Source organism: Kitasatospora albolonga, from assembly GCA_002082585.1.
Classification (GTDB): domain Bacteria; phylum Actinomycetota; class Actinomycetes; order Streptomycetales; family Streptomycetaceae; genus Streptomyces; species Streptomyces stephensoniae.
Map to the genome: position 1 here is coordinate 891,489 of CP020563.1, position 24,884 is coordinate 916,372.

19 protein-coding genes are annotated in these 24,884 nt (G+C 71.8%); 10 read left to right on the forward strand and 9 right to left on the reverse strand.

All coding sequences use genetic code 11. The features are described from left to right. Window positions 1–188: 188 nt before the first annotated feature. Entirely contained in the window at window positions 189–2,546 is a 2,358-nt protein-coding gene (locus tag B7C62_03780; GenBank protein ARF71473.1) for a chitinase, read from the forward strand. A gap of 141 nt (window positions 2,547–2,687) precedes the next feature. Here the strand turns inward: B7C62_03780 and B7C62_03785 are convergent, their stop codons facing one another. Continuing rightward, on the reverse strand, window positions 2,688–3,869 hold the full coding sequence (locus tag B7C62_03785) for an ROK family transcriptional regulator (GenBank protein ARF71474.1): 1,182 nt from the start codon (window positions 3,867–3,869) through the stop codon (window positions 2,688–2,690). 159 nt (window positions 3,870–4,028) lie between these two features. Here B7C62_03785 and B7C62_03790 point away from each other — a divergent pair, with 159 nt between their 5' ends. Together B7C62_03790 and B7C62_03795 are read left to right on the forward strand one after the other, a co-directional pair. After that, entirely contained in the window at window positions 4,029–5,261 is a 1,233-nt protein-coding gene (locus B7C62_03790; protein ID ARF71475.1) for an MFS transporter, read from the forward strand. A 125-nt stretch (window positions 5,262–5,386) separates the two neighbouring features. Further along, entirely contained in the window at window positions 5,387–6,778 is a 1,392-nt protein-coding gene (locus B7C62_03795) for a nitrate reductase (protein ARF71476.1), read from the forward strand. Between the two features lie 22 nt (window positions 6,779–6,800). Here the strand turns inward: B7C62_03795 and B7C62_03800 are convergent, their stop codons facing one another. Further along, the gene (locus B7C62_03800) at window positions 6,801–8,021 is read right to left on the reverse strand and encodes an endoglucanase (GenBank protein ARF76975.1); all 1,221 of its coding nucleotides are present in this window, start codon (window positions 8,019–8,021) and stop codon (window positions 6,801–6,803) included. A 96-nt stretch (window positions 8,022–8,117) separates the two neighbouring features. On the opposite strand from B7C62_03800, the gene B7C62_03805 reads away from it, so the two are divergent. Further along, a complete protein-coding gene (locus B7C62_03805; protein ARF71477.1) occupies window positions 8,118–8,822 on the forward strand; it encodes a hypothetical protein in 705 nt (234 codons plus the stop codon). A gap of 44 nt (window positions 8,823–8,866) precedes the next feature. On the opposite strand, the gene B7C62_03810 is transcribed toward B7C62_03805, so the two are convergent. Further along, window positions 8,867–9,568: a DNA-binding response regulator gene (locus B7C62_03810; protein ARF71478.1), complete on the reverse strand. Its 702-nt coding sequence runs from the start codon at window positions 9,566–9,568 to the stop codon at window positions 8,867–8,869. Between the two features lie 245 nt (window positions 9,569–9,813). Between B7C62_03810 and B7C62_03815 the strand changes: the two genes are divergently transcribed. The 3 genes from B7C62_03815 (at window position 9,814) to B7C62_03825 (ending at window position 13,529) form a co-directional block, all read left to right on the forward strand. After that, window positions 9,814–10,830, forward strand: coding sequence for a multidrug ABC transporter ATP-binding protein (locus B7C62_03815; GenBank protein ARF71479.1), 1,017 nt, complete (start codon window positions 9,814–9,816; stop codon window positions 10,828–10,830). Beyond that, window positions 10,788–11,585, forward strand: a complete 798-nt coding sequence (locus B7C62_03820; GenBank protein ID ARF76976.1) for an ABC transporter permease — start codon at window positions 10,788–10,790, stop codon at window positions 11,583–11,585. The genes B7C62_03815 and B7C62_03820 overlap by 43 nt, the downstream gene beginning before the upstream one ends. A 162-nt stretch (window positions 11,586–11,747) precedes the next feature. Then, entirely contained in the window at window positions 11,748–13,529 is a 1,782-nt protein-coding gene (locus tag B7C62_03825; protein ID ARF71480.1) for a histidine kinase, read from the forward strand. Window positions 13,530–13,602: 73 nt separating this feature from the next. On the opposite strand, the gene B7C62_03830 is transcribed toward B7C62_03825, so the two are convergent. Continuing rightward, the gene (locus B7C62_03830; GenBank protein ID ARF71481.1) at window positions 13,603–15,297 is read right to left on the reverse strand and encodes an amine oxidase; all 1,695 of its coding nucleotides are present in this window, start codon (window positions 15,295–15,297) and stop codon (window positions 13,603–13,605) included. 48 nt (window positions 15,298–15,345) lie between these two features. After that, window positions 15,346–16,143, reverse strand: coding sequence for a carbon-nitrogen hydrolase (locus B7C62_03835; protein ID ARF71482.1), 798 nt, complete (start codon window positions 16,141–16,143; stop codon window positions 15,346–15,348). 559 nt (window positions 16,144–16,702) lie between these two features. Between B7C62_03835 and B7C62_03840 the strand changes: the two genes are divergently transcribed. Then, window positions 16,703–17,806, forward strand: coding sequence for a hypothetical protein (locus B7C62_03840; protein ID ARF71483.1), 1,104 nt, complete (start codon window positions 16,703–16,705; stop codon window positions 17,804–17,806). A gap of 276 nt (window positions 17,807–18,082) precedes the next feature. Then, window positions 18,083–18,511, forward strand: a complete 429-nt coding sequence (locus tag B7C62_03845) for a hypothetical protein (protein ARF71484.1) — start codon at window positions 18,083–18,085, stop codon at window positions 18,509–18,511. A gap of 69 nt (window positions 18,512–18,580) precedes the next feature. Here B7C62_03845 and B7C62_03850 read toward each other — a convergent pair whose 3' ends face one another. The 3 genes from B7C62_03850 to B7C62_03860 form a co-directional block, all read right to left on the reverse strand. Beyond that, entirely contained in the window at window positions 18,581–19,039 is a 459-nt protein-coding gene (locus B7C62_03850) for an AsnC family transcriptional regulator (GenBank protein ID ARF71485.1), read from the reverse strand. Between the two features lie 125 nt (window positions 19,040–19,164). Next, complete coding sequence (locus tag B7C62_03855; GenBank protein ID ARF71486.1) at window positions 19,165–20,622, reverse strand: aldehyde dehydrogenase; 1,458 nt, start codon at window positions 20,620–20,622, stop codon at window positions 19,165–19,167. A gap of 222 nt (window positions 20,623–20,844) precedes the next feature. Next, the gene (locus tag B7C62_03860) at window positions 20,845–22,311 is read right to left on the reverse strand and encodes an inosine 5-monophosphate dehydrogenase (GenBank protein ID ARF71487.1); all 1,467 of its coding nucleotides are present in this window, start codon (window positions 22,309–22,311) and stop codon (window positions 20,845–20,847) included. A gap of 320 nt (window positions 22,312–22,631) precedes the next feature. Between B7C62_03860 and B7C62_03865 the strand changes: the two genes are divergently transcribed. Continuing rightward, entirely contained in the window at window positions 22,632–23,699 is a 1,068-nt protein-coding gene (locus B7C62_03865) for a terpene cyclase (GenBank protein ID ARF71488.1), read from the forward strand. Between the two features lie 75 nt (window positions 23,700–23,774). On the opposite strand, the gene B7C62_03870 is transcribed toward B7C62_03865, so the two are convergent. Next, window positions 23,775–24,824 carry a transcriptional regulator gene (locus tag B7C62_03870; GenBank protein ID ARF71489.1) on the reverse strand — a complete coding sequence of 350 codons (1,050 nt, stop codon included), beginning with the start codon at window positions 24,822–24,824 and terminating at the stop codon, window positions 23,775–23,777. Window positions 24,825–24,884 lie beyond the last annotated feature (60 nt).

A 24,884-nucleotide genomic window follows, 5' to 3' on the forward strand; every position in this document is an offset into this window, starting at 1 on the left:
GACAACGTAGTCATTCAGAAAGTTGAGCGATGAAGGTCCAGACCTATTGACGCACTGGTCTAGTCCTCTTAATCTCTGCGTCACCTCCGAGGTTCGGTCCCAACGGTGATGCGCACACCGGGACCCCGACACGACCCACCCCCTTTAGCCAGTTGTGTTCTGCCGACCTCCACAGGAGGAACGACCACATGCTGTCCCCCACCCGAGCGAGAGCCACGCTCCTCGCCGCAGGCGCCGCGATCGCCGGCCTGCTCATGACCTCCCTCGCGGCCACCCCGTCGGCCGCCGCCACCGACCACGAGTCCTGTCGCCCGGACGGGCTGTACAAGACGCCCGGGGTCAACACCCCGTACTGCACCGTCTACGACACCGACGGCCGCGAGAAGATGGGCGACGACCACCAGCGCCGCGTCATCGGCTACTTCACCAACTGGCGTACCGGCAAGGACGGCAAGGACGCCTACCTGGTCCCCAACATCCCCTGGACCAAGGTCACCCACCTCAACTACGCCTTCGCGCACGTCGACAGCTCCAACAAGCTGTCGGTCGGCCCCGACAGCCCGGACAACGCCTCCACCGGCATGACGTGGCCCGGTGTCGCGGGCGCCGAGATGGACCCGGCGCTCCCCTACAAGGGGCACTTCAACCTGCTGACGAAGTACAAGAAGCAGTACCCGGACGTGAAGACCCTGGTCTCCGTGGGCGGCTGGGCCGAGACCGGCGGCTACTTCGCCCCGGACGGCACGCGCGTCAACTCCGGCGGCTTCTACTCGATGGCCACCAACGCCGACGGCTCGGTCAACACGGCGGGCATCAACACCTTCGCCGACTCGGCCGTCGCCTTCATCAAGAAGTACGGCTTCAACGGCGTCGACATCGACTACGAGTACGCGACGTCCATGAAGGACGCGGGCAACCCCATGGACCACGCGCTGGCCAACGGGCGCCGCGCGGGCCTGGTCAAGGGCTACGACGTCCTCATGAAGACGCTGCGCGAGAAGCTCGACCGCGCGGGCGAGGCCGACGGCAAGCACTACCTGCTGACCGTCGCCGCCCCTTCCTCCGGCTACCTGCTGCGGGGCATGGAGACGTACCAGATGCAGAAGTACCTGGACTACGTCAACATCATGTCCTACGACCTGCACGGCGCCTGGAACGAGTACGTCGGCCCGAACGCCACCCTGTTCGACGACGGCAAGGACAACGAGCTGGCGCAGGCGGGCGTGTACACCACCTCGCAGTACGGCGGTGTCGGCTACCTCAACACCGACTGGGCCTACCACTACTTCCGCGGCTCCATGCCGGCCGGCCGCATCAACATCGGCCTGCCGTACTACACCCGCGGCTTCAAGAACGTCCAGGGCGGCACCAACGGTCTGTGGGGCAAGGCCGCCGCGACCAACTGCCCGGCCGGTTCCGGTCTGACCAAGTGCGGTGACGGCGCGGTCGGCATCGACAACCTGTGGCACGACAAGGACGACAACGGCCAGGAAGCCCCGGCCGGTTCCAACCCGATGTGGCACGCGAAGAACCTGGAGAAGGGGATCGTCGGCGACTACCTCACCGACTACGGCTTCCCCGCGAACACCCAGCTGACCGGCTCCTACGTCCGCAACTACGACTCGACGCTCACCGCCCCGTGGCTGTGGAACGCCCAGAAGAAGGTCTTCCTCTCCACCGAGGACGAGCAGTCGGTGAAGGCCAAGGCCGACTACGTGGTCGACAAGGGCATCGGCGGCACGATGATCTGGGAGCTGGCGGGCGACTACCAGTGGAACGCGGCCAAGGGCCAGTACGAGAACGGCAACACGCTGACCACCGCGATGTACGACGCCTTCAAGTCGGCGACCCCGTACGGCGCGAAGCGCTCCACGATCGACCTGCCCACCGAGGCCGTCGACATCGACGTCTCCTTCGGACAGTTCGCGCTCGGTGACTCCAACTACCCGATCAGCCCCAAGCTGAAGATCACCAACAAGACCCAGGCCACGCTGCCCGGCGGCACGGAGTTCCAGTTCGACTACGCCACCTCGGCCCCGGCCAACGCCAAGGACCAGTCCGGCTTCGGTACGTCGATCATCCGCAGCGACCACACCGCGGCCAACAACATCGGCGGCCTCAAGGGCCTGTACAACCGGGTCTCCCTGAAGCTCCCGGCCTGGCAGACCCTGGCCCCCGGCGCCTCGGTGGAGCTGGACTTCGTCTACTACCTGCCCACCTCCACCCCGTCCAACTGGACCGTGACCTTCGGCGGGAAGACCTACTCCCTCGCCGGTGACCTGGCCCGCGGCACCACCCTGGTCGAGCCCGGCACCGGCACCAACCCGACGCCGACCCCGACCCCGACCGGCCCCACCCCCACCCCGACCCCGACGGCCCCGGGCGGTGAGTGCACGGCCCCGCCGTGGAACGCAGACACCGCGTACAACGGCGGCGCCGTCGTCAGCCAGGACGGCCGCCAGTGGAAGGCGTCGTGGTGGACGAAGGGCGAGAAGCCCGGCACCACGGGCGAGTGGGGCGTCTGGAAGGACCAGGGCGCCTGCTAGATCCCGTACGGGGGTGAGCACATCGCCCCCGTGACCTCCCCGCACCACAGGTGAAGCCCCGGCAGCCGCTGCCGGGGCTTCCCGCGCTCCCGCCGCGGTGCCGCGCCGCCGGGCCCCGACACCGCGCGGCCCTACGGCGGCTCAGCCCCCCGGCGCGAACAGCGCGTCCTGGGCCGCGTCCCGGGCGGCGAGCAGCGCCCCGCGCAGTACGGCCCCGTCCCCCAGCGAACCGGCCCTGACCTCGGTACGCAGCGGTGACATCCGGGCGAGCCGCTCCTCCACCCGGGCGGCAAGCGCGGGCCCGCCCGCCTGGCCGACCGCGCCCGCCAGGAGGACGCAGCCGGGGTCCAGGACCGAGACCACGGCGGCGGCCCCGAGGGCGAGACGGTCGGCCAGTTCGCCGAGGAAGGGCTCCCCCCGCTCCCCCGCCTCCAGCGCGGTGCGTACGGCGGCCGCGGCGGAGGCGTCCGGCGGGGCCTGTCCGGACAGGCCGATGCCGTGCCGGGCGGCCAGCGCGCAGATGGCCGCCGAACCGGCCAGGGAGAAGAACCCGCCCGCGCAGTCGACGGCCGAGGGCAGCCCGCCCGCCCCCGGCACCGGCAGGAAGCCGATCTCCCCCGCGCCCCCTGAGGCGCCCTGCCGCAGCCTGCCGTCCAGCATGACGGCGGCCCCGATGCCCTGGCCCAGCCAGATCAGGACGAAGGTCTCCCGGTCGGCGGCGGCCCCCGCCCGGTGTTCCGCGACGGCGGCGAGATTGGTCTCGTTCTCGACCAGTACGGTCGCGGGCAGCCGCTCCTGGAGCACCCGGACCAGATCCCGGTGCCAGGCGGGCAGCCCGGAGCTGTCCCGCAGCTCGCCGGTGGCCGGGTCGATCAGCCCCGGGGCCCCGATGCCGACGCTGTGCAGGGGGACGGACCCCGCCTCGCGGGCGGTGCGCTCCAGCAGGGCGACGGACTGCTCGACGGCGGCCCCGGTCCCGGTGCCGTCCGCGATCGGCAGGGCCGCCTCGGCGAGCGTGGCCCCCAGCAGATCGGCGACGACCACGGAGACGCTTCCGGTGCGTACGTCGAGGGCGGCGAGGTGGGCCCGGTCGGCGACGATCCCGTACAGCTTCGCGTTGGGGCCCCGGCGGACGGCCCCGGACTCGCCGACGACATGGATCAGCCCGGCGTCCCCGAGCCGTTCGACCAGATCGGCGACCGTGGGGCGGGAGAGCCCGGTCAGGGTCTTGAGCTGCGCGGCCGTCAACGGGCCGTCCTGCTGGAGCAGTCGCAGGGCGAGCCGGTCGTTGATGGCCCGAGCCGTGCTCGGTGATGCGGGCATACCGCGATCCTTCCAGATCACTGCGAGCCTCTTCCCCGGGTCGACGGCGAGGGCTGCCCGAAAGAACTATTTATCAGGCAGGGTTCCTGATAGTTTACGCGACGCAGTCCGGCTGCCTCGCGACGCAGGCCGGCACTCTCAGGGGAGGGCACAGCCCGTATGACGAAGGAACCGGCCGTCACGGCCTACGGCAGGGAGCGGGTGAGGCGGGCCCGGTACGCCGTCGCCGCCGTCTTCACGGTGCACGGGGCGGTGACCGGCAGCTTCGCGACCCGGGTGCCCTGGATTCAGGACCACGCGGGGGTGAGCGCGGGGCAGTTGGGGCTCGCGCTGGCCTTCCCGGCGATCGGCGCCTCGATCGCGATGCCGCTGGCGGGCCGGATCAGCCACCGCTTCGGCGCCCGGACCGCCCTGCGCGGACTGCTCACCCTGTGGACGCTGGCGCTGATCCTGCCCGCGCTGGCGCCAAACCTGCTGACGCTGTGCGCCGCCCTGTTCGTCTACGGGGCGACGGCGGGCATGTCCGACGTGGCGATGAACGCCCTGGGCGTGGAGGTGGAGAACCGGCTCGAAAAGTCGATCATGTCCGGGCTGCACGGGATGTGGAGCGTGGGCGCGCTGATCGGTTCGGCGGCGGGCACGGTCGCCGCGCACATCGGCGCCGACGCCCGGCTCCACCACACGATCGCCGCCCTGGTGCTGACGGCGCTGGGGCTGCTCGCCTGCCGGGGCGTGCTGGACCTGCGCGGCGAGCCGGACGAGGAGCCGCCGCCGCGTTTCACGCTGCCGCCGAAGTCGGCGCTGATCATCGGGGCCGTCGGCTTCTGCGCGGTGTTCGCGGAGGGGGCCAGCCTGGACTGGTCGGCGGTCTACCTGCGGGACGTCCTGGGCAGCTCGGACGGGGTCGCGGCGGCCTCCACCACGGCCTTCGCCCTGACGATGGCGGTGGCGCGGCTCGCCGGGGACCGGATCGTCGACCGGTTCGGCGCGGTGCGGACCGTACGGGTGGGAGGGGCGCTGGCCACCGCGGGCGGGCTGCTCGTGGTGTTCTCGCCGTCCCCGGCGGCGGCGCTGGGCGGGTTCGGGCTGCTGGGGCTCGGTGTGGCGGTCGTGGTGCCGCTGGCCTTCGCGGCGGCCGGGCGCAGCGGGCCCAACCCGAGCCAGGCCATCGCGGGCGTCGCCACCATCACGTACACCTCCGGTCTGATCGCCCCCTCGGCGATCGGGGCGCTGGCGGAGACGACCTCGCTGGTGGTCTCCTTCGGCGTGGTGACCGCGCTGGCGTTCGGCCTGGTGCTGGGGGCCGGGGTGCTGCGGGCGGGCGACCGGAAGGTCACCGGTTCCGGCTCGGCGGTGGGCGGTACGGCGGCGAAGAGCCCGTCCGGGAGCTGAGCCCGCCCCGGCGGCGGGGCGGGCCGCCGCACCATTACCATGGCGCTGATCTTTTCCGCAGGTGAACACCGCACACCGGATCGCAGACCGGTCGGCACACCGAGCAGACCTTCAGGGAGCAGACCATGAGCCTCGGCGTGCGCTGGACCTTGCACGGCGACGGGAAGACCCCCGCGCCCGGGGCGGTGGTCCGTCCCGACGAACGGCTCTCCTGGCCCCGTACGTTCGGACTCGGCGCCCAGCATGTGGTGGCGATGTTCGGGGCCTCGTTCGTCGCCCCGGTTCTGATGGGGCTCGACCCGAACCTCGCGATCATGATGTCCGGGGTGGCGACCGCGATCTTCCTGCTGGCCACCAAGGGCCGGGTGCCGAGCTACCTCGGCTGCTCGCTCTCCTTCGTCGGGGTCGCGGCCACGATCCGGGCGAGCGGCGGTGACAGCGCGACCATCACGGGTGCGGTGCTGGTGGTCGCCGCCGTCCTGTTCCTGGTGGGCCTCGCGGTGCAGCGGTTCGGCGCGCGGATCATCCACGCGGCGATGCCTCCGGTGGTGACGGGCGCGGTGGTGATGCTGATCGGCTTCAACCTGGCGCCGGTGACCGCGTCGACGTACTGGCCGCAGGACCAGTGGACGGCGCTGGCGGTGATGCTGGTCACCGGCCTCGCCGTGGTGTGCCTGCGCGGCTTCCTCTCCCGGATCGCGATCTTCCTCGGGCTGGTCTTCGGCTATCTGCTCTCCTGGGTGCTGGACCTGGTCTTCGGCAAGATCCACTCCCCGGCGGGCGGCGCGGAGGCCGTCGACCACTGGCGCCTGGACCTCTCCGCCGTCGGCCAGGCCGACTGGATCGGCCTCCCCTCCTTCCACGCCCCGGCCTTCGAGTGGTCCGCGATCCTGGTGGCCCTGCCCGTGGTGATCGCGCTGGTCGCGGAGAACGCGGGCCATGTGAAGGCCGTGGGCGAGATGACCGGCGACCCGCTGGACGACAAGCTCGGCACCGCCATCGCGGCGGACGGCGCGGCGTCGATGCTCTCCACCGCCGTGGGCGGCCCGCCCAACACCACGTACTCCGAGAACATCGGTGTGATGGCCGCGACCCGCGTCTACTCCACGGCCGCCTACTGGGCGGCGGCCTGCTTCGCGCTGCTCTTCGGCCTCTGCCCCAAGTTCGGCGCGGTCGTAGCCGCGATCCCGGGCGGGGTGCTCGGCGGCATCACCGTGATCCTGTACGGGATGATCGGCCTGCTCGGCGCCCAGATCTGGCTCAACGGCCGGGTGGACCTGCGCAATCCGCTCAACCTGGTCCCGGCCGCGGCGGGCATCATCATCGGCGTCGGCGGGGTCAGCCTGAAGATCACCGACAACTTCGAGTTGGGCGGCATCGCGCTCGGCACCCTCGTCGTGATCACCGGCTACCACGTGCTGCGCGCCTTCGCCCCGGCCCACCTGAAGGGCGGGGAACCGCTGCTGGACGCCGGGACGTCGGCGTACGACGAGGGCTCCGGGCGCGAGAAGCACTGACCGTACGGGCGCGGCCCGGGATTCAGCCGGTGGCCAGGGCGTACGCGTACTCCGGGGTGAAGGAGCCCGCCGCGCCCGAGCAGCCGTCGGACTCCCCCGGCAGCTTCACCCACAGATACGCGTCGATCCCGCTCTCACCGGTCCGGGTCGTCGGGGGCTGCCCCAGCGCCCGGCCCGCCGGGTCGCACCACTGGCCCGCCGCCGGGGCGCCGTTGCCGTTGCGGCTGGTGTCGATGACAGCGCCGAGACCGGGCGGGCCGCCGAGCGCCGCCAGGACCCGGCGGGCGTAGGCGGTCTCGTCGGCGGTGCGGTGGAAGTTGGCCACATTGGTGAAGATGCCGTCGCCGCTGGTGGCCGCCCCGGCCGCCCGGAGCGCCGCCGCCTGTTTCGCGGGGGCGTGCCAGCCGGAGTGGCCGCCGTCGAAGTAGACCCTGGCCTGCGGGTTGGCGGCGCGCAGGGTGTCCCCGGCGCGGGCCAGCGCGGCGAAGCGGGCCGCGCGTTCCGGTGCGGTGAGGCAGTCGGAGAGGGCGATGGCGTCCGGCTCCAGGATGATGATCGCCGGGCCCGCGCCGAGCCCCTGGGCGAACTCCCCTATCCAGGTGCCGTACGCCGCGAGATCCGGCGCCCCGCCCTGCGAGGCCCCGCCGCAGTCCCGGTCGGGGATGGCGTACGGCACGAGCACCGGGGTCCGTCCGGCGGCGGCCGCGCCCCGGGTGACGGCGCGGACCTGTCCGGCGATCTCCCCCGGGTTGTGGGCCGCGAACCAGACCGCCGCCGGCTGCGCCGCGATCCGGGACTCGATCAGCGGGCGGCGCGGGTCGTCGGGGTGGGCCCGTACCCAGTCCAGGACCTGGGAGCGCGGGTGGCGGAAGAGGCGGTTCCGCGGGGCCGGGGCGGGTGCGGGCGCGGGAGTCACCGCCGTGGGCGCGGCGCTCGTACGGGAAGCGGCGGGCGACGGGGGCGGTGACGGCGGCCGGGTCGGCGCGGGGGCGGTGGAGGGGGACGGGGGCGCGGTGGGCGGCGCGGTCGTGGGGGTCGGCACGGCGGGCAGCGGCTGGAGGACCGGCGGAGGCGTCGGTTCCGGGACGGCCGTGGTCCGCCGCTCGTCGTGCCCGGCGTCGATCAGCCCGGCCGTGGCCCCGATCGCCACGACGGCCGACGCGACGGCCAGCAGTCCGTGCCGACGGGCGGCCCGTCGGCGTTCCCGGTGTGCGATGCGGTGTTGCGCGCGTATGCCCGGCACTCCTCGATCCCCTTTTCCGGCACCGCCGTTCGCCCGTTCCGATGAACCTGCGGCCGGTCGGTGCCAGGGCGAGCCTATGACTGGGACGCTCCGCACATGGCGCAGATCGAACAGTTCACGGAACCGGCCGGACCCGGCACCCTGGGGGCGGGCGCACCGCCGGTGATCGAACGGATGCGGGCGTTCCGCTCGCGGTGGCCGTCCGGGGACGGGGTCGCGGTCTTCAACCGGGTCTATCTGACGGCCGTCGGGACCACCGCCCCGGAACGCGGCTGCGACGGCCCCGGAGCCGCCACCGCGCTGGGTGCGCACCTCACCGGGCGCTATCTGTCGGCCCTGGACACGGTGGCGGCGGGAGGCCGCCCGCCGGAGTGCTGGCGTCCGCTCGTCCAGTACCGGCACCATCCCGGCGTACGCCCGGTGCAGTTCGCCCTGAGCGGCCTCCAGGCGCACGTCGGTCACGACCTCGTGCTCGCGGTGGTGGACACCTGTCGTACGCTCGGCTGCGCTCCGCCGGACCTGGAAGGGGAGTTCGAGCGCGTGGGCGATCTCCTCGTGTTGCTGGAGGAGCGCATCCGCGACGATCTGATGCCCGGCCCCGACCTCCTGCGGATCGCGGACCCGCTGACCCATGTGGTGAGCGCCTGGAGCCTGGACCGGGCCCGCGAGGCCGCCTGGACGGCGGCCCTGGCCCTCTGGCGGCTGCGCGGATTCCCCGCGCTGGCCGAGGAGTTCAGGCAGCGTACAGACGCGGGGGCCGGTCTGGTGGGGCGGTTCCTGCTCACTCCGTGCGGCGGCTGAGGGGGCGGTTCCCGAAGGCCCCGTAGTCCCATATCGCTTATCGCTTATCGCTGCCCGGCGCCGGGTCGGCGGGGGCGGGGCGGGACCAGCCCGGCTCCGTACGCGGCGATGGCCGCCTCCACCCGGTTGCGTACGCCCAGCTTGGCGAGCACCGCGCTCACGTGCGCCTTCACCGTGCCCTCGACCAGATGCAACAGGCCCGCGATCTCCGCGTTGGACAGCCCCGCCCCGACTCCGGCCAGCACCTCGCGCTCCCGTTCCGTGAGCCGGTCCAGCGAGCGGTGCGGATGGGCCGCCCGGTGCGCGCGCAGCCCCGCGATGACCCGGCCCGCGACCCGGGGGGACAGATAGGCGCCGCCTGCCCCCACCGCCCGTACCCCGTTGAGCAGTTCCCTCGGGTCGTCCGCCTTCAGCAGGAACCCGTCGGCGCCCTCCTCCAGGGCGCGTGTGACGTACTCGTCCTGGCCGAAGGTCGTCAGCATGATCACACCGACCGCCCTCGGCTCCCGGTGAAGCCGCGCCGCCACCGTCAGCCCGTCCAGGCCGGGCATCTGGATGTCCAGCAGGACCACGTCCGGCCGGTGGCGGCCGGTGAGCAGGACCGCCTCGTGGCCGTCCCCCGCCTCGGCGACCACCTCGATCTGCGGGTCCCTGGCGAGGATGGCCCGCACCCCCGCCCTGACCATCGCCTCGTCGTCGGCCACCAGGACCCGGACCGGTCGGCTGCTCGGTGTCGTCTCTGCCACCCGGCGAGCCTACGGCGGGCGCGGCACCGGACGGACGGCGAGGCGCCGGATCTCGTCCCCCGGGCCGGGCCGCACCCCGACGAAAGGCAGGGTGCCGCTGCCGTTCGTCCGATGGGCGCCGGGGCCACGGACTCCTAGCGTCGCTTCCGTACGGGAAACGAGCCCGTACGGGAACCGGGCCCGCCGCCGCTCCCGGACCGGTCCCGGCCGTATCGCGCGACCCGCGACCGACACGAAGGAACTCCGTGATCACCCTCAGAGGACTGACCAAACGCTATGGCCGCACCCTCGCCGTGGACGGGCTGACACTGGACGTCGAGGCCGGTCGTGTGACCGGCTTCCTCGGCCCCAACGGGTCCGGCAAGTCCACCACGATGCGCATGATCCTGGGCCTGGACCACCCCACCGGGGGCCGGGCCCTGATCGCGGGCCGCCCCTACGCGGATCTGCGCCGCCCGCTCCGCGCGGTCGGCGCCATGCTGGACGCCCGGGCGGTCCACCCCGCCCGTTCCGGCCGCACGCACCTCGTCGCCCAGGCACGGGCCAACGGCATCCCCGTACGCCGGGTGGACGAGGTGCTGGAGACCGTGGGCCTGACGAAGGCGGCCCGTCGCCCGGCGGGCACGTACTCGCTCGGCATGAGCGGGCGGCTCGGGGTGGCGGGCGCCCTGCTCGGCGATCCGCCGGTGCTCGTCCTGGACGAGCCGGTCAACGGCCTCGACCCGGACGGCGTGCGGTGGATTCGCCGACTTGTCCGGGACCGGGCGGCGGAGGGCCGCACCGTGTTCCTCTCCAGCCATCTGATGAGCGAGATGGAGCTGACGGCCGACCACCTCGTCGTCATCGGACGCGGGCGGCTGCTGAGCGACACCTCCATGGCGGAGTTCCTCGCCGCCGCCTCTCCCCCGTCGGCACGCGCGATGGTGCCCGACCCCGAGGAACGGGCGACGCTGGTACGGCGCCTGAGGACGGCCGACGGGGTGCGTGTCGGGACGGGGGCGACCGGCGAACTCACCGTCGAGGGGCGCACCGCGGCCGAGATCGGCGATCTGGCCCACCACTGCCGGGTCCGGCTGCACCGGCTGGACGACGTCCGGGTCTCGCTGGAGCAGGCGTACATGGACCTGACCGCGCGCAGCGTCGAGTACGCGACGGCAGGCGGCGGCCGGGACACGGCGGACAGCACCGGCACAGCAGAAATGGCAGGCGTGGCCGACAGATCCGACGAGGCACCGGCACCGGACCGAGGGGGACAGCTGTGACCACGACGGCACCCGGTGGCTTCGCCGGAGCGGTCGCCTGCGAGAGGACCAAACTGTGGTCCGTCCGGGCCCCCTACCTCTGCCTCGCGGCCGGGCTCGCGGCCACCTGCGTCTTCACCTTCTACTACGCGTCGATCGCCCGTATCAACGAGCATCCCGTCCAGCCCGTCGGGAACGCGGCGGCCTCCTCCGTAATACTCGTCCAGTTCGCCATCGTCGTCCTGGCCACGGTCGCGGTGACCTCCGAGTACGCGACGGGGAGCGTGCGGGCGTCCCTGCTCTGGGTGCCCCGGCGGCACCGGGTCCAGGCGGCGAAGGCACTGGTGGCGGCGGTGGTCGCGTTCGTCGCCGGGGTCTCGTTCGCCGTCGTCGGTACGGCGGTGGCCTGGGCCGCGTTCGGCGGCCGGGCCTCCTTCGAGGCAGGCCCGGCCCTCCGCCAGATCCTCGCGATCGGTGTCTACCAGGCGCTGGTCGCCGTGCTGACCACCGGGGTGGCGTTCGCCGCGCGCCATCCTGCCGGGGCCCTGTCGATCCTCGCCACCCTCCTGTGGGCCCTGCCGAGCGTGCTCCTGGGGCTCGGGGGCCCGGCGCTCGCGAAGCTCAATGGCCTGCTGCCGCACGGTGCCGGGGACCACTTCATGCGGATCGGCGGCGACGCCGCGTACGCTCCGGCGACGGCGGTTCTGATCGTGACGGTGTGGGCCGGGGCCGCGCATCTGACCGGCCTGTACGTGCTGCGCCGCCGGGACGCCTGACGAGGCGGGGGGTCCGGCGGCGGGACGGGCCCGGGCGCCCTGACCCCGTACCGCCCCCGCCCCCCCCTCGCCGGGCCGCCCCGCCCGTCCCCCAGAATCGCCCTGGGGCGGATGGGGGGGGCACCCACCGGAGAGTCCACCTGAGGGGACGGTCGACGCACGATGCTGCTGCACACGCGCATACTCGCGGCCAGGTCGGGGTACGGCGACGCGGCCCTGTGGGGCGTACTCGCGGCGGCCACCGCCTACGGGTTCCGGGAGACGGACTCGGCCTCGCCCGTCCGGGACCTGCTCCTCCCGCTGGCCGTCCTGGCGGTGGCCGTGCCGCTGTCCCGCCGTCGGCCCGGGGGCGCGGTCGCTCTCGTCAACGGGCTGTGCGCGCTGGGCCTGACCGGCTCCTCGACCCCGGCCAACGCCCAGGTCGTCTCCCTGGCCGCCCTGAGCTGTCTGCTGGGCGCCCGGGTGGCCGCCGCACGGGGACCGGCCATGGTGCTCGCCGGGTGCCTCGCGGCCGATCTCGCGCTGTGCGCGGTGCTGGGGGTGCGGGCCGTCTGGTGGTTCTACGCGCTGACCGTGCTGCCCGCCGCCCTGCTGCTGCCCTGGCTGGCCGGACGGCACTGGCGCGGGCGGCGCGAACTCGTACGGGAGGGCTGGCGGTTGGCCCGGACCCTGGAGGAACGGCAGCACCTGGTCGCGGAGCGGGCCCGGCTGACCGAGCGCGCGGACATCGCGGCCGACATGCACGACTCCCTCGGCCACGCCCTGAGCCTGGTCGCCCTGCGCGCCGGGGCCCTGGAGCTCTCCCCCGACCTCACGGACCGCGATCGGGCCGACCTCGCCGAGCTGCGCGGGACGATCGCGGACGCCGTGGAGCAGCTGCGGGAGACCGTCGCCGTCCTGCACGATCCGCCCGGGACGGCGACGGACGCGGGCCCGCCGGGCGGCGACACCGTCGAGGACCTCCTCGTACGGGCGCACGCCTCCGGGGTGCCGGTGCGCTGGGAGCGGCACGGTGCGGTGCCCGCCCTGTCCTCGCTGGTCGAGCACGGTATCCACCGTGTGGTGCGGGAGGCCCTCACCAATGCCGTGAAGCACGCGCCGGGCGGGGCGATCCGGGTACGGATCACGCACGAGGCCGACCGGACCCGTGTGAGCGTAGTGAACACCGCCGCCCCACCGGGCCGTGCGGCAGAGGCCCCGGCCCCCGGCGTCGGCGGCGGCCGGGGGCTGGCAGGGCTCCGTGAACGGGTGACGGTCCTCGGCGGCTCCTTGCGGACCGGACCGTACGAAGGCGGATTCCGCGTCACCGCGGTCCTCCCGCACCGGCCCCCGGCCCGCCCCACGACGTCGGCCCCTGCCCCGGCCCCCGGAAGACCGGCCGGGCCCCGGGGCCGGCACGCCGGTTCCGTATCAGAACCCGGAAAGGCACTCCTGCCGGGCTCGGGACCGGGCTCGGGGTCGCGGCAGGGCGGGGACCCGGACCTGCCTCCGACCCAGGCTCCAACACCCCACGCCCCCGACTCGGGCCCGGCCCGAACCCCAGCCTCCGCCCCGCCCCCGGAGTCCGCCCGGCGGTTCGGCCGTGTGCGGAGGGCCGCCCGGCGCCGCTCCGCCGCCGCCTTCGTGGCGCCTGTCGTGGCGGCGGCCTTCTTCATACCCGCCGCCGTCCATCTGGCCTGGCAGCTGACGACGAGCGTGCTGCCGCCGTCGCGGTTCGAGGAGCTGACGGTCGGCCGGTCGCGCGCCGACCTCACGCCCCTGCTGCCGGCCCGCGCCTACCCCTACCCGCCCGACCACGCCCGTTCCACGCCCCGGCCGCCCGGTACCGCGTGCGACTTCTACCGGTCCGGGCGCGACGTGCTGGCCGAGGTCGACCTCTACCGGCTCTGCTGGTCCGGCGGAACACTGGTGGCGAAGGACATCGTGCCGGCCGCCCGGCCCTGACCCGCGCCGGGCCGCACCGGCAACGCCCGCCACGCCGACCGCACCGAGCCCCGCAGGCCCGGGCGCTCCCGGCTCAGTCCTCCGGAAGCTCCACCGGCGCGATCTCGTCGTAGAGGTCGCCGGGACCGGGGTTGGTCGGGTCGGTGGCCCCGCCGAACTGGTGCATGACGCCCCACACCGCGTTGAGCGCGGTCTGCACGGCGCCCTCGGCCCAGCCGGCCGTCCAGGAGATGTCGTCCCCGGCGAGGAAGATCCCGCGCTTGTCCTCGGGCAGCCGGTCCTGCATGAAGTGGGTGAACAGCCGCCGCTGGTAGCGGTAGTGGCCGGGCAGGTTGGCCTTGAACGCGCCCATGAACCAGGGCTCGTTCTCCCAGGAGACGGTGACCGGGTTGCCGATGATGTGGCTGCGGATGTCGACGTTCGGGTAGATCTCGCCGAGCGACTTGAGCATGACCTCCATGCGCTCCTTCGGGGAGAGCGGCAGCCACTTCAGGCTGTCGTCGCACCACGTGTAGGAGAGGCAGATGACGGCGGGCTTGTCCGGGCCGTCGTCCAGGAGGTACGTCCCCCGGGTCATCCGGTCGGTGAGCGTCATCGACATGGTGTCGCGGCCGGTGAGCTCGTCCTTGTCGAGCCAGAACGGCCGGTCGACCGGGACGAACAGCTTGGACGACTCCATGTAGTGGGTGCGCTCCATCGCCGTCCAGTGGTCGATCGGGAAGAGCGCGTCATCGCAGTCGATCTTGGAGAGCAGCAGCCAGGACTGGCCGGTGAAGACGGCGGCCCGGAAGGTGCGGATGTCCCCGGTGGCGTCGGTGACCGTGATGCGGTTGCCCGCCGTACGGGTCAGCCGGGTGACCGCGCCGCGCGGCTCGCCGCCGTGCAGGGAGGCCAGCGAGGTGCCCAGCGGCCAGTGGACGATCTTCTGCGGCTCGCGGTCCCACAGGCGCAGCGGGAGCTGCTGGCTGCCGCCGACGATGCCCCGGTGGTGGTCGTCGGCCTCGGTGTAGACGACCCGCAGGATCTCCAGGATGGAGTTGGGGAAGTCGGTGTCCCAGCCGCCGGTGCCGAAGCCGACCTGGCCGAAGATCTCACGGTGGCGGAAGGACCTGAACGCCTCGGACTCGCAGAGGAAGCCGTAGAAGGTCTGGTTGTCGAGCCGCTCGACGAGCCGCGACCAGATCTCCCGGATGCGCGGGACATCGCGCTCGCGCAGCGCCCGGTTCATGTCGGAGAAGTCGGCGCCCTCCTCCAGGCAGGCGTTCCAGGCGTTCGCCACATCCCGGTAGACCTGGGGCAGGTCGTCGATGGTCTCGGCGTAGTGCGACTCGCCCTTGAGGTCCACGACGGTGGAGGGGGTGGCCGGGGAGAGCGGGTTGGGGAAGGCCCGGGTCTCCAGGCCGACGAGGTCGATGTAGTGCTGGAGCGCCGTGGAGGACGGCGGGAAGCGCATGGCGCCCATCTCGGCGGTGAGCGAGGGGTCGCAGCCGTCGAAGCCGACGGTGCGCAGCCGGCCACCGATCTGGTCCGCCTCGTAGACGACGGGCTTGAGGCCCATCTTCATCAGCTCGTACGCGGCGATGATGCCCGACAGCCCGCCGCCGATGACGGCGACCTCCTGGCCGTGCTCGGTCGCCGGTATCTGGCCGAGCCCGGCCGGGTGGGCGAGGAAGTCGTCGTACGCGTACGGGAAGTCCGGCCCGAACATGGTGATCGGCGGGGCGGTGGCGTCGGTGTGCTGGACGGCGTTGGGCACCGTGGACGTCATGGGGTACGGACTCCTTGCGCTGTACGGAAGTTCGGGGAGGGGGCGGGCTCAGGCGAGGGAGCCGTAGAGGCCGGGGCGGCGGTCGTGCAGATACGGGTTGGCGGTACGCGACGCGGCCAGGAACTCCGGGTCCACCTCGCCGGTCACGAGCTCCTCGCCGCGGCCCGCGCGGGTGCGGACGGTGCCGTCGGGCCCGGCCAGGCAGCTCAGCCCGACGAACTCGAACTCGCCTTCCGGGCCGGTCCGGTTGACGTACGCCACGTACATCTGGCTCTCGAAGGCCCGTACGGGGATGACGGATTCGGCGACGAACTGGAAGGGGTGCATCTGCGCGGTGGGCACCAGCAGCAGATCGGTCCCGGCGAGGGCGTGCGCCCGTACGTTCTCCGGGAACTCGACGTCGTAGCAGATCAGCAGGCCGATGCGGATGCCGTCCAGCTCCGCCTGGACGACGGTCTCCTCGCCCGGGGTGAACCACTCCTGCTCGAAGCAGCCGAAGAGGTGGGTCTTGCGGTAGTTCGCCAGGCGCGTGCCGTCGGGGCCGATCAGCTGGGAGGAGTTGAAGATCCGCTCGCCGTCGCGCTCCGGGTAGCCGTAGTGGACCGCGAGGCCGTGGCGTACGGCGATCTCCGCGACGGCCTGGGCGCCGGGGCCGTCGACGGGCTCGGCCAGCCCGGGGACGGCGTCCCCGATCGCGTACCCGGTCAGGAACAGCTCGGGGGCGACCAGCAGCCGGGCCCCGGCCGCGGCGGCGCGTGCGGCGGCCTCGTCCAGCGCCTTCAGGTTCTCGGCGACGGCACCGGGCCGTCCGGAGCTCTGGAGCAGGGCGGTGCGCAACGGCGGCATGGCTGACCTCGGGAGGTGCGGGCGGGGCGGGGAGACGTATCGAAGGTACGTGTCCCCGCTCGGCCCGGACAAGGCGCGAGTGTTGCGCACCGACCGTCGATCCGTTGCGTGCGGGGGGCCTGTGGCGGCGAAACGTTGCACAGGGCATCACCGCAGGTCAGCGGGGTGATGTGGGCCACTCTTCCCGATCACACACGTTCAGGCTTAAAAATCCGGCCACCAACAGCTTTGCGTCAACCTTGCACCCTCTTTGCCTATTCATGATTGAACGGCTTTCTCAGTGGGGGGTTTGACGTCGCCGTGGACAACCCACGCACCGCACCCACCACGTGAATCAGTCGGAGGACATGTGAACTCCCATGCAAAACTCCTCGCCGTCACGGCCGTATCTGTTCTTGCACTTGCGCCGATTACCATGTCGATGTCGCCCACAAGTACACCTGCCGTGCCGCGCGGAGCAATCACTGTCGGCGCAGTCGGGCAGCACGTTCCCGGCCCGAGCCTGAGAGCGGGCGAAAAACGCACAGATGGTGCCGCAGTCGCACTGTCCGATCCTCGTATGGCCAACCAGCAGAAAGCTCAGGAGATCGCGGACGCCCTCGACACCGTGGTGAACAAGGAGCGCCTGAAGGGATTCACTGGCCTGACGGTCGCCCCCGATGCCGTGACACTGCACTGGAAGGGCAAGGTCCCTGCCCGCATCACCTCGGTCATCGGCACAGCGACGGTTCCTGTGAACGTCAAGGCAGCACCGTTCTCCCTGGCTGAGCTCGATGCAGCTGCCCGCGCTGTCGGCGCCACGCCTCCGGCGTCGCTGGCAGGAAAAGTTACCCGGGTCGGACCCACGAGCGACTTCGCGGCCATCGAGGTCGCCACGGACACCGCTGTACCGGGCACCGGCCATAAGGCCGCCCCCGCCGAATCTGTGAATGGCATCCCCATCCGCTATGTGGTCGAAGCCCGCTCCGTCGGCGCCAGCCGGTGGGACGACACCGCACCGTTCTGGGGCGGCAACGCGATCGACCGGCTCGTGGACCCTATATTTCGGACCTACGCGTACTGCACAACAGCTTTCCCGGTCCGTAGGAGCAACGGCAGCGAGGCTCTGCTCACCGCGGAGCATTGCGGGGCGAACAAGAAGTGGAACACACCTTATGGAGACCGCCTCGTCGGCAACAGCAACGGGGGCAGCAAGCCGCTCGACGCGATGCTCCTCACCGGCTCGACCTACGGAAACGCCATCTTCGTGGGTGATCACAACTCCAACCAGGGCGTCTTGGTAGGCGGGGCCGCCAACCCGGCAGTCAGTTCCTACATCTTTGCTTCGGGTTCCTTCTCCGGCGCCTCGGTGTTGCGGGTCCAGAGCGTCAACCAGTACCTGGCCAATAGCGAAGGCGTCCTGGTCGGTCCAGGCTTCTGGGCCATCAATGAGGAGGGCGACGCCAGCGTGGGTGAGGGAGACAGCGGCGGCCCGGTCGCCGGCACTCACAGCAACCCGCAACGAGTCACAGCACGCGGGCTGATATCCCACATCTCCACCGGGAGCTACCTGGGTAGCTGTGTGGGCGTCGTGCATGACGGCAGGCTCTGCTCCACGCGTTCGTTTCACGTGAACATCGGCGCGATCACCAGTGGGCTGAGCGTCACCGTCAAGACCAGCTGACACGGAGAGCGGCGGTGCACGTCCGGCGCGCAGCATGTTCCCCGGGCAGTCCATCATTTCAGGAAGCAGCACCGCTGCTTCAAGGAACAGCACCGCGATCGACTGTCCACGCCGTGGTTCGCTGACTATGGTCGACTCATGACCTCCATGTCATCAGCACATTCAACTCCCCTCCGCGTTGCCGGAGTTGCCCTGTTCCTGGTGCTTACGGTCTGTAGCTGCACAGCCGATGGGGCGGGTGCCGAACGCTCGAGCAACGAGCGCTCGGCACCCGCGGTGGACACGCAGGGTTCCGGCGCTGCGACCGCATCCGAAGAGATCGGGCAGTTCGCCGGCGAACGGTTCCCCAAGCTCTTCGCCCAGGTGTCCGTCGAGGGGGAGAACGTCGTCGTCCATCGGGTCCGTACCGATGGCAGCCCTCTGGACACCGCGGTACGCAAGCAGTTCCCCGCCCATCCCGTACGGTTCGCGGATGCCCCGCGCAGCGCGACCGAACTCGATGCCCTGACCAGACGTGTCGTGGATGACCACCGAACCCTGGAGGCCGAGGGTATTCGGGTCGGTGCCGTGGGCCCCGACTATGTGCGGGGCATCGTGATCGTCAACGTCGAGAACCCCGCGTCGGCCCGCACCGCCCTGACCGAGCGGTACGGCAAGGCTCTGCGGGTGTCGGCTCCTGGACCTGATGTGATCCCGGCGGGCTGACAGCTGTGGCCGGGTGCGCCGTGCGGGCGGCGCGGGTGTCGTATCCGGTCCCCGCCGGACCGGATCGCCTCAGGCGGGCGGGGCCTCCGCCGAGTAGCGGCGCAGCAGGGGCGAGAGCACGAGTACGGACTTGGTGCGCTCGACGTACGGCTCCCCCGCGATCCGCTCCAGCACCTGTTCGAAGTGGCGCATGTCGGCGGCGAAGACCTGGACCACCGCGTCGGCGTCTCCGGTGACGGTGGAGGCCGAGGCGATCTCCGGGTAGCGGGCGAGGCCCTGCTTGATCGCGTCCGGGGAGGTGTTGCGGCTGCAGTAGATCTCGATGAAGCCCTCGGTCTCCCAGCCCAGCGCGGCCGGGTCGACGCGTACGGTGAAGCCGGTGATCGCGCCCTCGGCGCGGAGCCGGTCGACGCGGCGTTTGACGGCGGGGGCGGAGAGGCCGACGATCGCGCCGATGTCGGCGTAGGAGCGCCGGGCGTCTTCGGCGAGGGCGTGGACGATGCGTTCGTCGAGGTCGTTCAGGCGCACGTCGGGCGGTTCACTTCTCTGCGGTGGGGCCGGTTGCGGGAGGCGGACGGGTGCCGCCTCCCGCAGTAGACCATGAGCGGGCCGCGCGGGCGTGCTCGGCGCAGGGGCAGTGGGTGGCCCGAGGGTCAGAACGGGAACCGCGAGCGGCCGTGCTGGATGGAGATCCACTTCTGGGTGGTGAACGCCTCGACCATCGACTCGCCGTTCAGCCGGCCGAGGCCCGAGCTCTTCTCGCCGCCGAAGGGGACGATCGGCTCGTCGTGGACGGTGCCGTCGTTGATGTGGATCATGCCGGTGTGGATGCGCTGCCCGACCCGCACACCGCGCTCGATGTTCGCGGTGTGGACGGCGCCGCTGAGCCCGTACGGGGTGTCGTTGGCGATACGGACGGCCTCGTCCTCGCCGTCGAAGGGGATGAGCAGGGCGACGGGGCCGAAGATCTCCTGCTGGAGGACCGGCGAGTCGGCGGCGAGGCCGGTCAGCACGGAGGGGCTGACCAGGTTGCCGTCGGCGCGGCCGTGCAGGAGGGCGGTGGCACCGGCCTCGACGGTCTGGTCGACGATCCGGGAGACGGACTCGGCCTGCGAGGAGTTGATCAGCGGGCCGATCTGGGTGGCCGGGTCGGCCGGGTCGCCGACGGTGAGGGAGGCGACCTTGGCGACGAACTTCTCGGTGAACTCCGCCTCGACGGCCCGGTCGACCAGGATGCGGTTGGCGGCCATGCAGACCTGGCCCTGGTGGACGTAACGGCTGAAGACCGCGGCGTCGACCGCGTAGTCCACATCGGCGTCGTCGAGAACGATCAGGGCGCTGTTGCCGCCGAGTTCGAGCACGACGCGCTTGAGGTTGGCGGCGCAGACGGTGGCGACGTGCCGGCCGACCTTGTCCGAGCCGGTGAAGGAGATGACCTGCGGTACGGGGTGCTCCAGCAGGGTGTCGCCGATCTCCGCGATGTCGGTGACGACGACGTTGAGCAGTCCGGCGGGCAGCCCGGCGTCCTCGAAGACCTTGGCGAGCAGGGTGCCGCCGCAGATCGGGGTGTTCTGGTGCGGCTTGAGGACGACGGCGTTGCCGAGAGCGAGGGCGGGCGCGACCGACTTGAGGGAGAGCAGGAAGGGGAAGTTGAAGGGGCTGATGACCCCGACGACCCCGACCGGCACCCGGTAGACGCGGTTCTCCTTGCCCTCGGTCGGCGAGGGGAGGATCTGGCCGGCCGGGCGCAGGGCGAGCTGGATGGCCTCGCGCAGGAACTCCTTGGCCAGGTGGAGTTCGAAGCCCGCCTTCAGCCGGGTGCCGCCCAGCTCGGCGACGATCGCCTCGCTGATCTCCGCCTCGCGCTCCTCGACGATGCGCAGCGCCTTCTCCAGGACCGTGCGCCGGGCGTACGGGTTGGTGTCGGCCCACGCCTGCTGGGCCTGCTCGGCGGCGCGGTACGCCTGGTCGACCTCCTCGGCGGTGGCGACGGGGATCGAGGCGAGCTTCTCCCCGTTGAACGGGTTGAAGTCGATGATGTCCCAGGACCCCTTCCCCGGCCTCCACTCGCCGTCGATGTACTGATGGGCCAGGTCAGTGAAGAAGGACATGAGATCCCTTACCGCAGAGAGGCAGGCAGCTGATAGCGCTTCATATTACTTATTTCTCAACAGAGTTGAAGCAGGGTCCCGGCCACCTCGGAAGGCCCGTGGACGGGGGCCGGAAGACGCGCGAACAAAGGCGCCGCAAGGCCCGTGAACGGACCTTGCCCCTCCCGGCGTGAAGCACCGGAAGGGGCAAGGTCATCGGTCGGACGCGACGGAGGCAGCGGGTCAGCTCCAGCTGGCGTGCAGCGGCTTGCCCTCGGCGTATCCGGCGGCGCTCTGGACGCCGACGACCGCCTTCTCGGCGAACTCCTCCAGGGAGGCGGCGCCCGCGTAGGTGCAGGAGGAGCGGACGCCCGCGATGATCGAGTCGATCAGGTCCTCGACGCCCGGACGGGCCGGGTCGAGGAACATCCGCGAGGTGGAGATGCCCTCCTCGAAGAGCGCCTTGCGGGCCCGGTCGTACGCGGACTCGTCCGACGTGCGGTTCTTCACGGCGCGCGCCGAGGCCATCCCGAAGGACTCCTTGTAGAAGCGGCCGTCGGCGGACTGCTGGAGGTCGCCGGGCGACTCGTACGTCCCCGCGAACCAGGAGCCGATCATCACGTTGGACGCGCCCGCGGCGAGCGCCATGGCCACATCGCGCGGGTGGCGGACGCCGCCGTCCGCCCAGACGTGCTTGCCGTGCTTCTTCGCCTCGGCGGCGCACTCCAGGACGGCGGAGAACTGCGGCCGGCCGACGCCGGTCATCATCCGGGTGGTGCACATGGCGCCGGGGCCGACGCCGACCTTGATGATGTCGGCGCCCGCCTCGATCAGGTCGCGCACGCCCTCGGCGGCGACGATGTTGCCCGCGACGATCGGGACCCGCGGGTCCAGGGCCCGTACCGCCTTCACCGCGGCGATCATGGATTCCTGGTGGCCGTGGGCGGTGTCCACGACGAGCGTGTCGACGCCCGCGTCCAGGAGCTGCTTGGCCTTGCCCGCCACATCGCCGTTGATGCCGACGGCGGCGGCGATGCGCAGGCGGCCCTGTGCGTCGGTGGCGGGGGTGTAGAGGGTGGCGCGCAGGGCGGCCTTGCGGGTGAGGATGCCGACGAGGCGGCCGTCCCGGTCCACGGCGGGGGCGAGCTTGCGGTTGGCGCCGTCGAGCTTGTTGAACGCGTCGCGCGGGTCGATGTCCGCGTCCAGGAGCACCAGGTCCTTGGACATGACCTCGGAGAGCTGGGTGAAGCGGTCGACGCCGGTCAGGTCGTGGTCGGTGACGACACCGACGGGACGGCGGTCCTCGTCCACGACGACGCCCGCGCCGTGCGCCCGCTTGGGCAGCAGGGAGAGCGCGTCGGCGACGGTCTGGCCGGGGGCCAGCTCGATCGGGGTGTCCAGGACGAGGTGGCGCGTCTTGACCCAGGTGATGACGTCGGTGACGACCTCGATCGGGATGTCCTGGGGTATGACGACGAGCCCGCCGCGCCGGGCGACGGTTTCGGCCATCCGGCGGCCCGCGATGGCGGTCATGTTGGCGACCACGAGCGGGATGGTGGTACCGGTCCCGTCCGGCGAGGAGAGGTCCACGGCCTGGCGGGAGCCGACGGAGGAGCGGCCCGGGACCATGAAGACGTCGTCGTACGTGAGGTCGTACGGAACCACGGAGGAGTCTGTGTAGCGACCGGTGCCCGGCTCAAGAAAGCGCATAACACTCATTTTTTCATACGAAACGGTGCAGGTCGTTTCCACGAAGACACAGCAAAAGACCCCCGCGTTCGTCTGTTCCTCCAAAAGCTTCTCGGAGGCCACCAGGGAGGCGGTCCGGGGGGTCCCGGGCAAGTGGAACCTGCCTTACCCACGGACTGTACCCGAACGGGATTCGATTCATTCGTGATCACCATCCCTGGACCCGGTGACAAGGGGTCAGGTAGCTTCAAAGCCGCAGGTCTCGGGGGTGTCCGAGGTGCCGCCCCGGCACATCGGCAGCCTCGGCACACCGTTTGACCGGAGAGGATCCAGATCCGCCTGTGGACAGCGAACTGCCGGACATCTACTGCCCGTTCCCCCAGCGGACCAACCCGCACGTCGGGCACACACGCGGTCACCTGGCCACCTGGATCAGACAGACGGGTCTGGTGCACCGCGAGTCCGCGATGCACCGCTTCGAACAAGCCGATTTCGGCGCCTTCGTCGGCATGGTCTACCCGACGGCCGGACCGGAACACCTCGATCTGGTGGCCGACTGGTTCGTCTGGCTCTTCCTCGTCGACGACCAGCTCGACGACGGCCATCTCGGCCGCTCCCCCGAGCTGGTGCGCGCCGTGGTCGAGCGGATGCGCGCCGTCGTGGACGGCTCCGCCCCCGCGCCCCTGCCGGGCGAGGAGCTGCCCGCCGCCGTCATCGCCCTGATGGACCTGTGGGAACGTACGACACCGAACGCGGCCCCCCACTGGCGGACCCGGTTCGCCTGGCACCTGGTCACCTACCTCACGACGGCCACCACCTGGGAGGCGGGCAACCGCGCGGACGACGTGGTGCCGTCCGAGGAGACGTATATCGCCAAGCGGCGGCACACCGGGGCCATCCACGTCTGTATGGACCTCATAGAGATCGTCACCGGCATCGAGGCCCCGGAGTCGCTCCACAACGACCCCCGGTTCATCACCGCCCTGGAAGCCGCCTGCAACCATGTGTGCTGGGCGAACGACGTGTACTCCTTCGAGAAGGAGCAGGTGCTCGGCGAGATCCACAACCTCGTCCATCTGGTCCGCCACCACCGGGGCCTCGGCGAGCAGCAGGCGCTGGACCATGTCGCGGAGCGGCTGGCCCTGGAGACGGAGCGCTTCCTGACCGCCGAGGACGAGCTGCTGGAGCTGTATCCGGAGCTGACCGGTCTGCTGGTGCCCTACCTGGAGGGGATGCGCAGCTGGATGCGCGGGAACCTGGACTGGTCGCGCCAGACCCCGCGCTACAACCCGGCGGACGTGGGCCAGTACGAGGAGCCCCAGCAGTATCTGGAGGAGACCGTGCTGGGCATCGCGCCCGACCACGCGGAGGCGGCGCCGTGCGCGGCGGAGGCCCCGCGCCAGGGGTGAGGCGTTACGCGCTACGGGAGGAGGCCGGGCCCCGCGAAGGGTGCCCGGCCTCCTTCCGTACGTTTCCGCTCCCGGTCACTCCCCGTCCGGGTCCGCCCGCTCCAGCGCCGGGCGCACCCCGGCCGTCGACTCGGTGAGCAGATAGTCGGCCGCGGCGGTGTCCGTCACCAGGCTGGTGACCAGACCGGACCGGAGTACGGCCCCGATCGCCGCCGCCTTGCGCAGGCCGCCCGCGATCGCCACCACCTCGGGAATCCGGCGCAGCCGGTCCGCCTCCACGGTGATGCAGCGCTCGCCCAGGTCGCGGCCGACTCTTCGGCCGTCGGAGTCGAAGAGGTGCGCGGACATCTCGGCGGCGACGCCGAGCGAGGCGTAGTGGGCGCGCTCCTCGTCGGAGAGCATGTCGTGGACCGTGGAGATGCCCGGCTCCCAGGAGCCGATGGACACGGCGGCGACCGTCACCTTGTCGAAGTACTCGAAGGCGCGGGCGATGCCCGTCTGCTCGCGGAGCGCGGCGGCCGTCGCCGGGTCGGGCAGCAGCATCGGGGCGTAGATGGGGTGGGCCTCGCCGCCGGAGACCTGGGCGGCCCGGCGGACCGCCTCGACGGAGCCGCGCTCGGCGGTGCCCGCGTCGTAGACCCCGGTCAGCTGGACGACCGTGCAGGGCGGCAGCCGGTCGAGCGCCGCCGCCATGTGGATGGTGGAGCGGCCCCAGGCCAGGCCGAGCACATCGCCCTCGGCCACCAGCTCGCCCAGGAGGTCGGCCGCGACCTCGCCGAGGTTCTCCGGGTCGGGGGCGTCGTCCTGCTCCTCGGCCGGGGACTCGACGACGACCGCGTGGCGCAGCCCGTAGCGGGCCCGGAGCGCGTCGGAGCGTTCGGCGTCCAGCTCGGCCGGCACCCGGATCTCGATCCGTACGAGATCACGCTCGAGGGCCGTCTCCAGGACCCGGGCCACCTTGAAGCGGCTGACGCCGAACTCCTCGGCGATCTGGATCTTGGACTTGCCCTCCAGGTAGAACCGGCGGGCCATGGCCGCCGCCTGCACCAGCTCCGCGGGTCCCATCCGCATGGCTGACCGACCCGCCGAGATGCCAGACACCGCGATCTCCTCACTGCTGTTCACACGCCCGATACGCCTTCATCCTGTCAGATCCGGCGATCCTTGATCAGCCCCGTCGGGCCG

Bases quoted from the DNA above. Each gene is read 5' to 3' on its own strand.
- B7C62_03780 (ARF71473.1), top strand. From the start codon at position 189: ATGCTGTCCCCCACCCGAGCGAGAGCCACGCTCCTCGCCGCAGGCGCC.
- B7C62_03785 (ARF71474.1), bottom strand. From the start codon at position 3,869: ATGCCCGCATCACCGAGCACGGCTCGGGCCATCAACGACCGGCTCGCC.
- B7C62_03790 (ARF71475.1), top strand. From the start codon at position 4,029: ATGACGAAGGAACCGGCCGTCACGGCCTACGGCAGGGAGCGGGTGAGG.
- B7C62_03795 (ARF71476.1), top strand. From the start codon at position 5,387: ATGAGCCTCGGCGTGCGCTGGACCTTGCACGGCGACGGGAAGACCCCC.
- B7C62_03805 (ARF71477.1), top strand. From the start codon at position 8,118: ATGGCGCAGATCGAACAGTTCACGGAACCGGCCGGACCCGGCACCCTG.
- B7C62_03825 (ARF71480.1), top strand. From the start codon at position 11,748: ATGCTGCTGCACACGCGCATACTCGCGGCCAGGTCGGGGTACGGCGAC.
- B7C62_03830 (ARF71481.1), bottom strand. From the start codon at position 15,297: ATGACGTCCACGGTGCCCAACGCCGTCCAGCACACCGACGCCACCGCC.
- B7C62_03835 (ARF71482.1), bottom strand. From the start codon at position 16,143: ATGCCGCCGTTGCGCACCGCCCTGCTCCAGAGCTCCGGACGGCCCGGT.
- B7C62_03840 (ARF71483.1), top strand. From the start codon at position 16,703: ATGGCCAACCAGCAGAAAGCTCAGGAGATCGCGGACGCCCTCGACACC.
- B7C62_03855 (ARF71486.1), bottom strand. From the start codon at position 20,622: ATGTCCTTCTTCACTGACCTGGCCCATCAGTACATCGACGGCGAGTGG.
- B7C62_03860 (ARF71487.1), bottom strand. From the start codon at position 22,311: ATGCGCTTTCTTGAGCCGGGCACCGGTCGCTACACAGACTCCTCCGTG.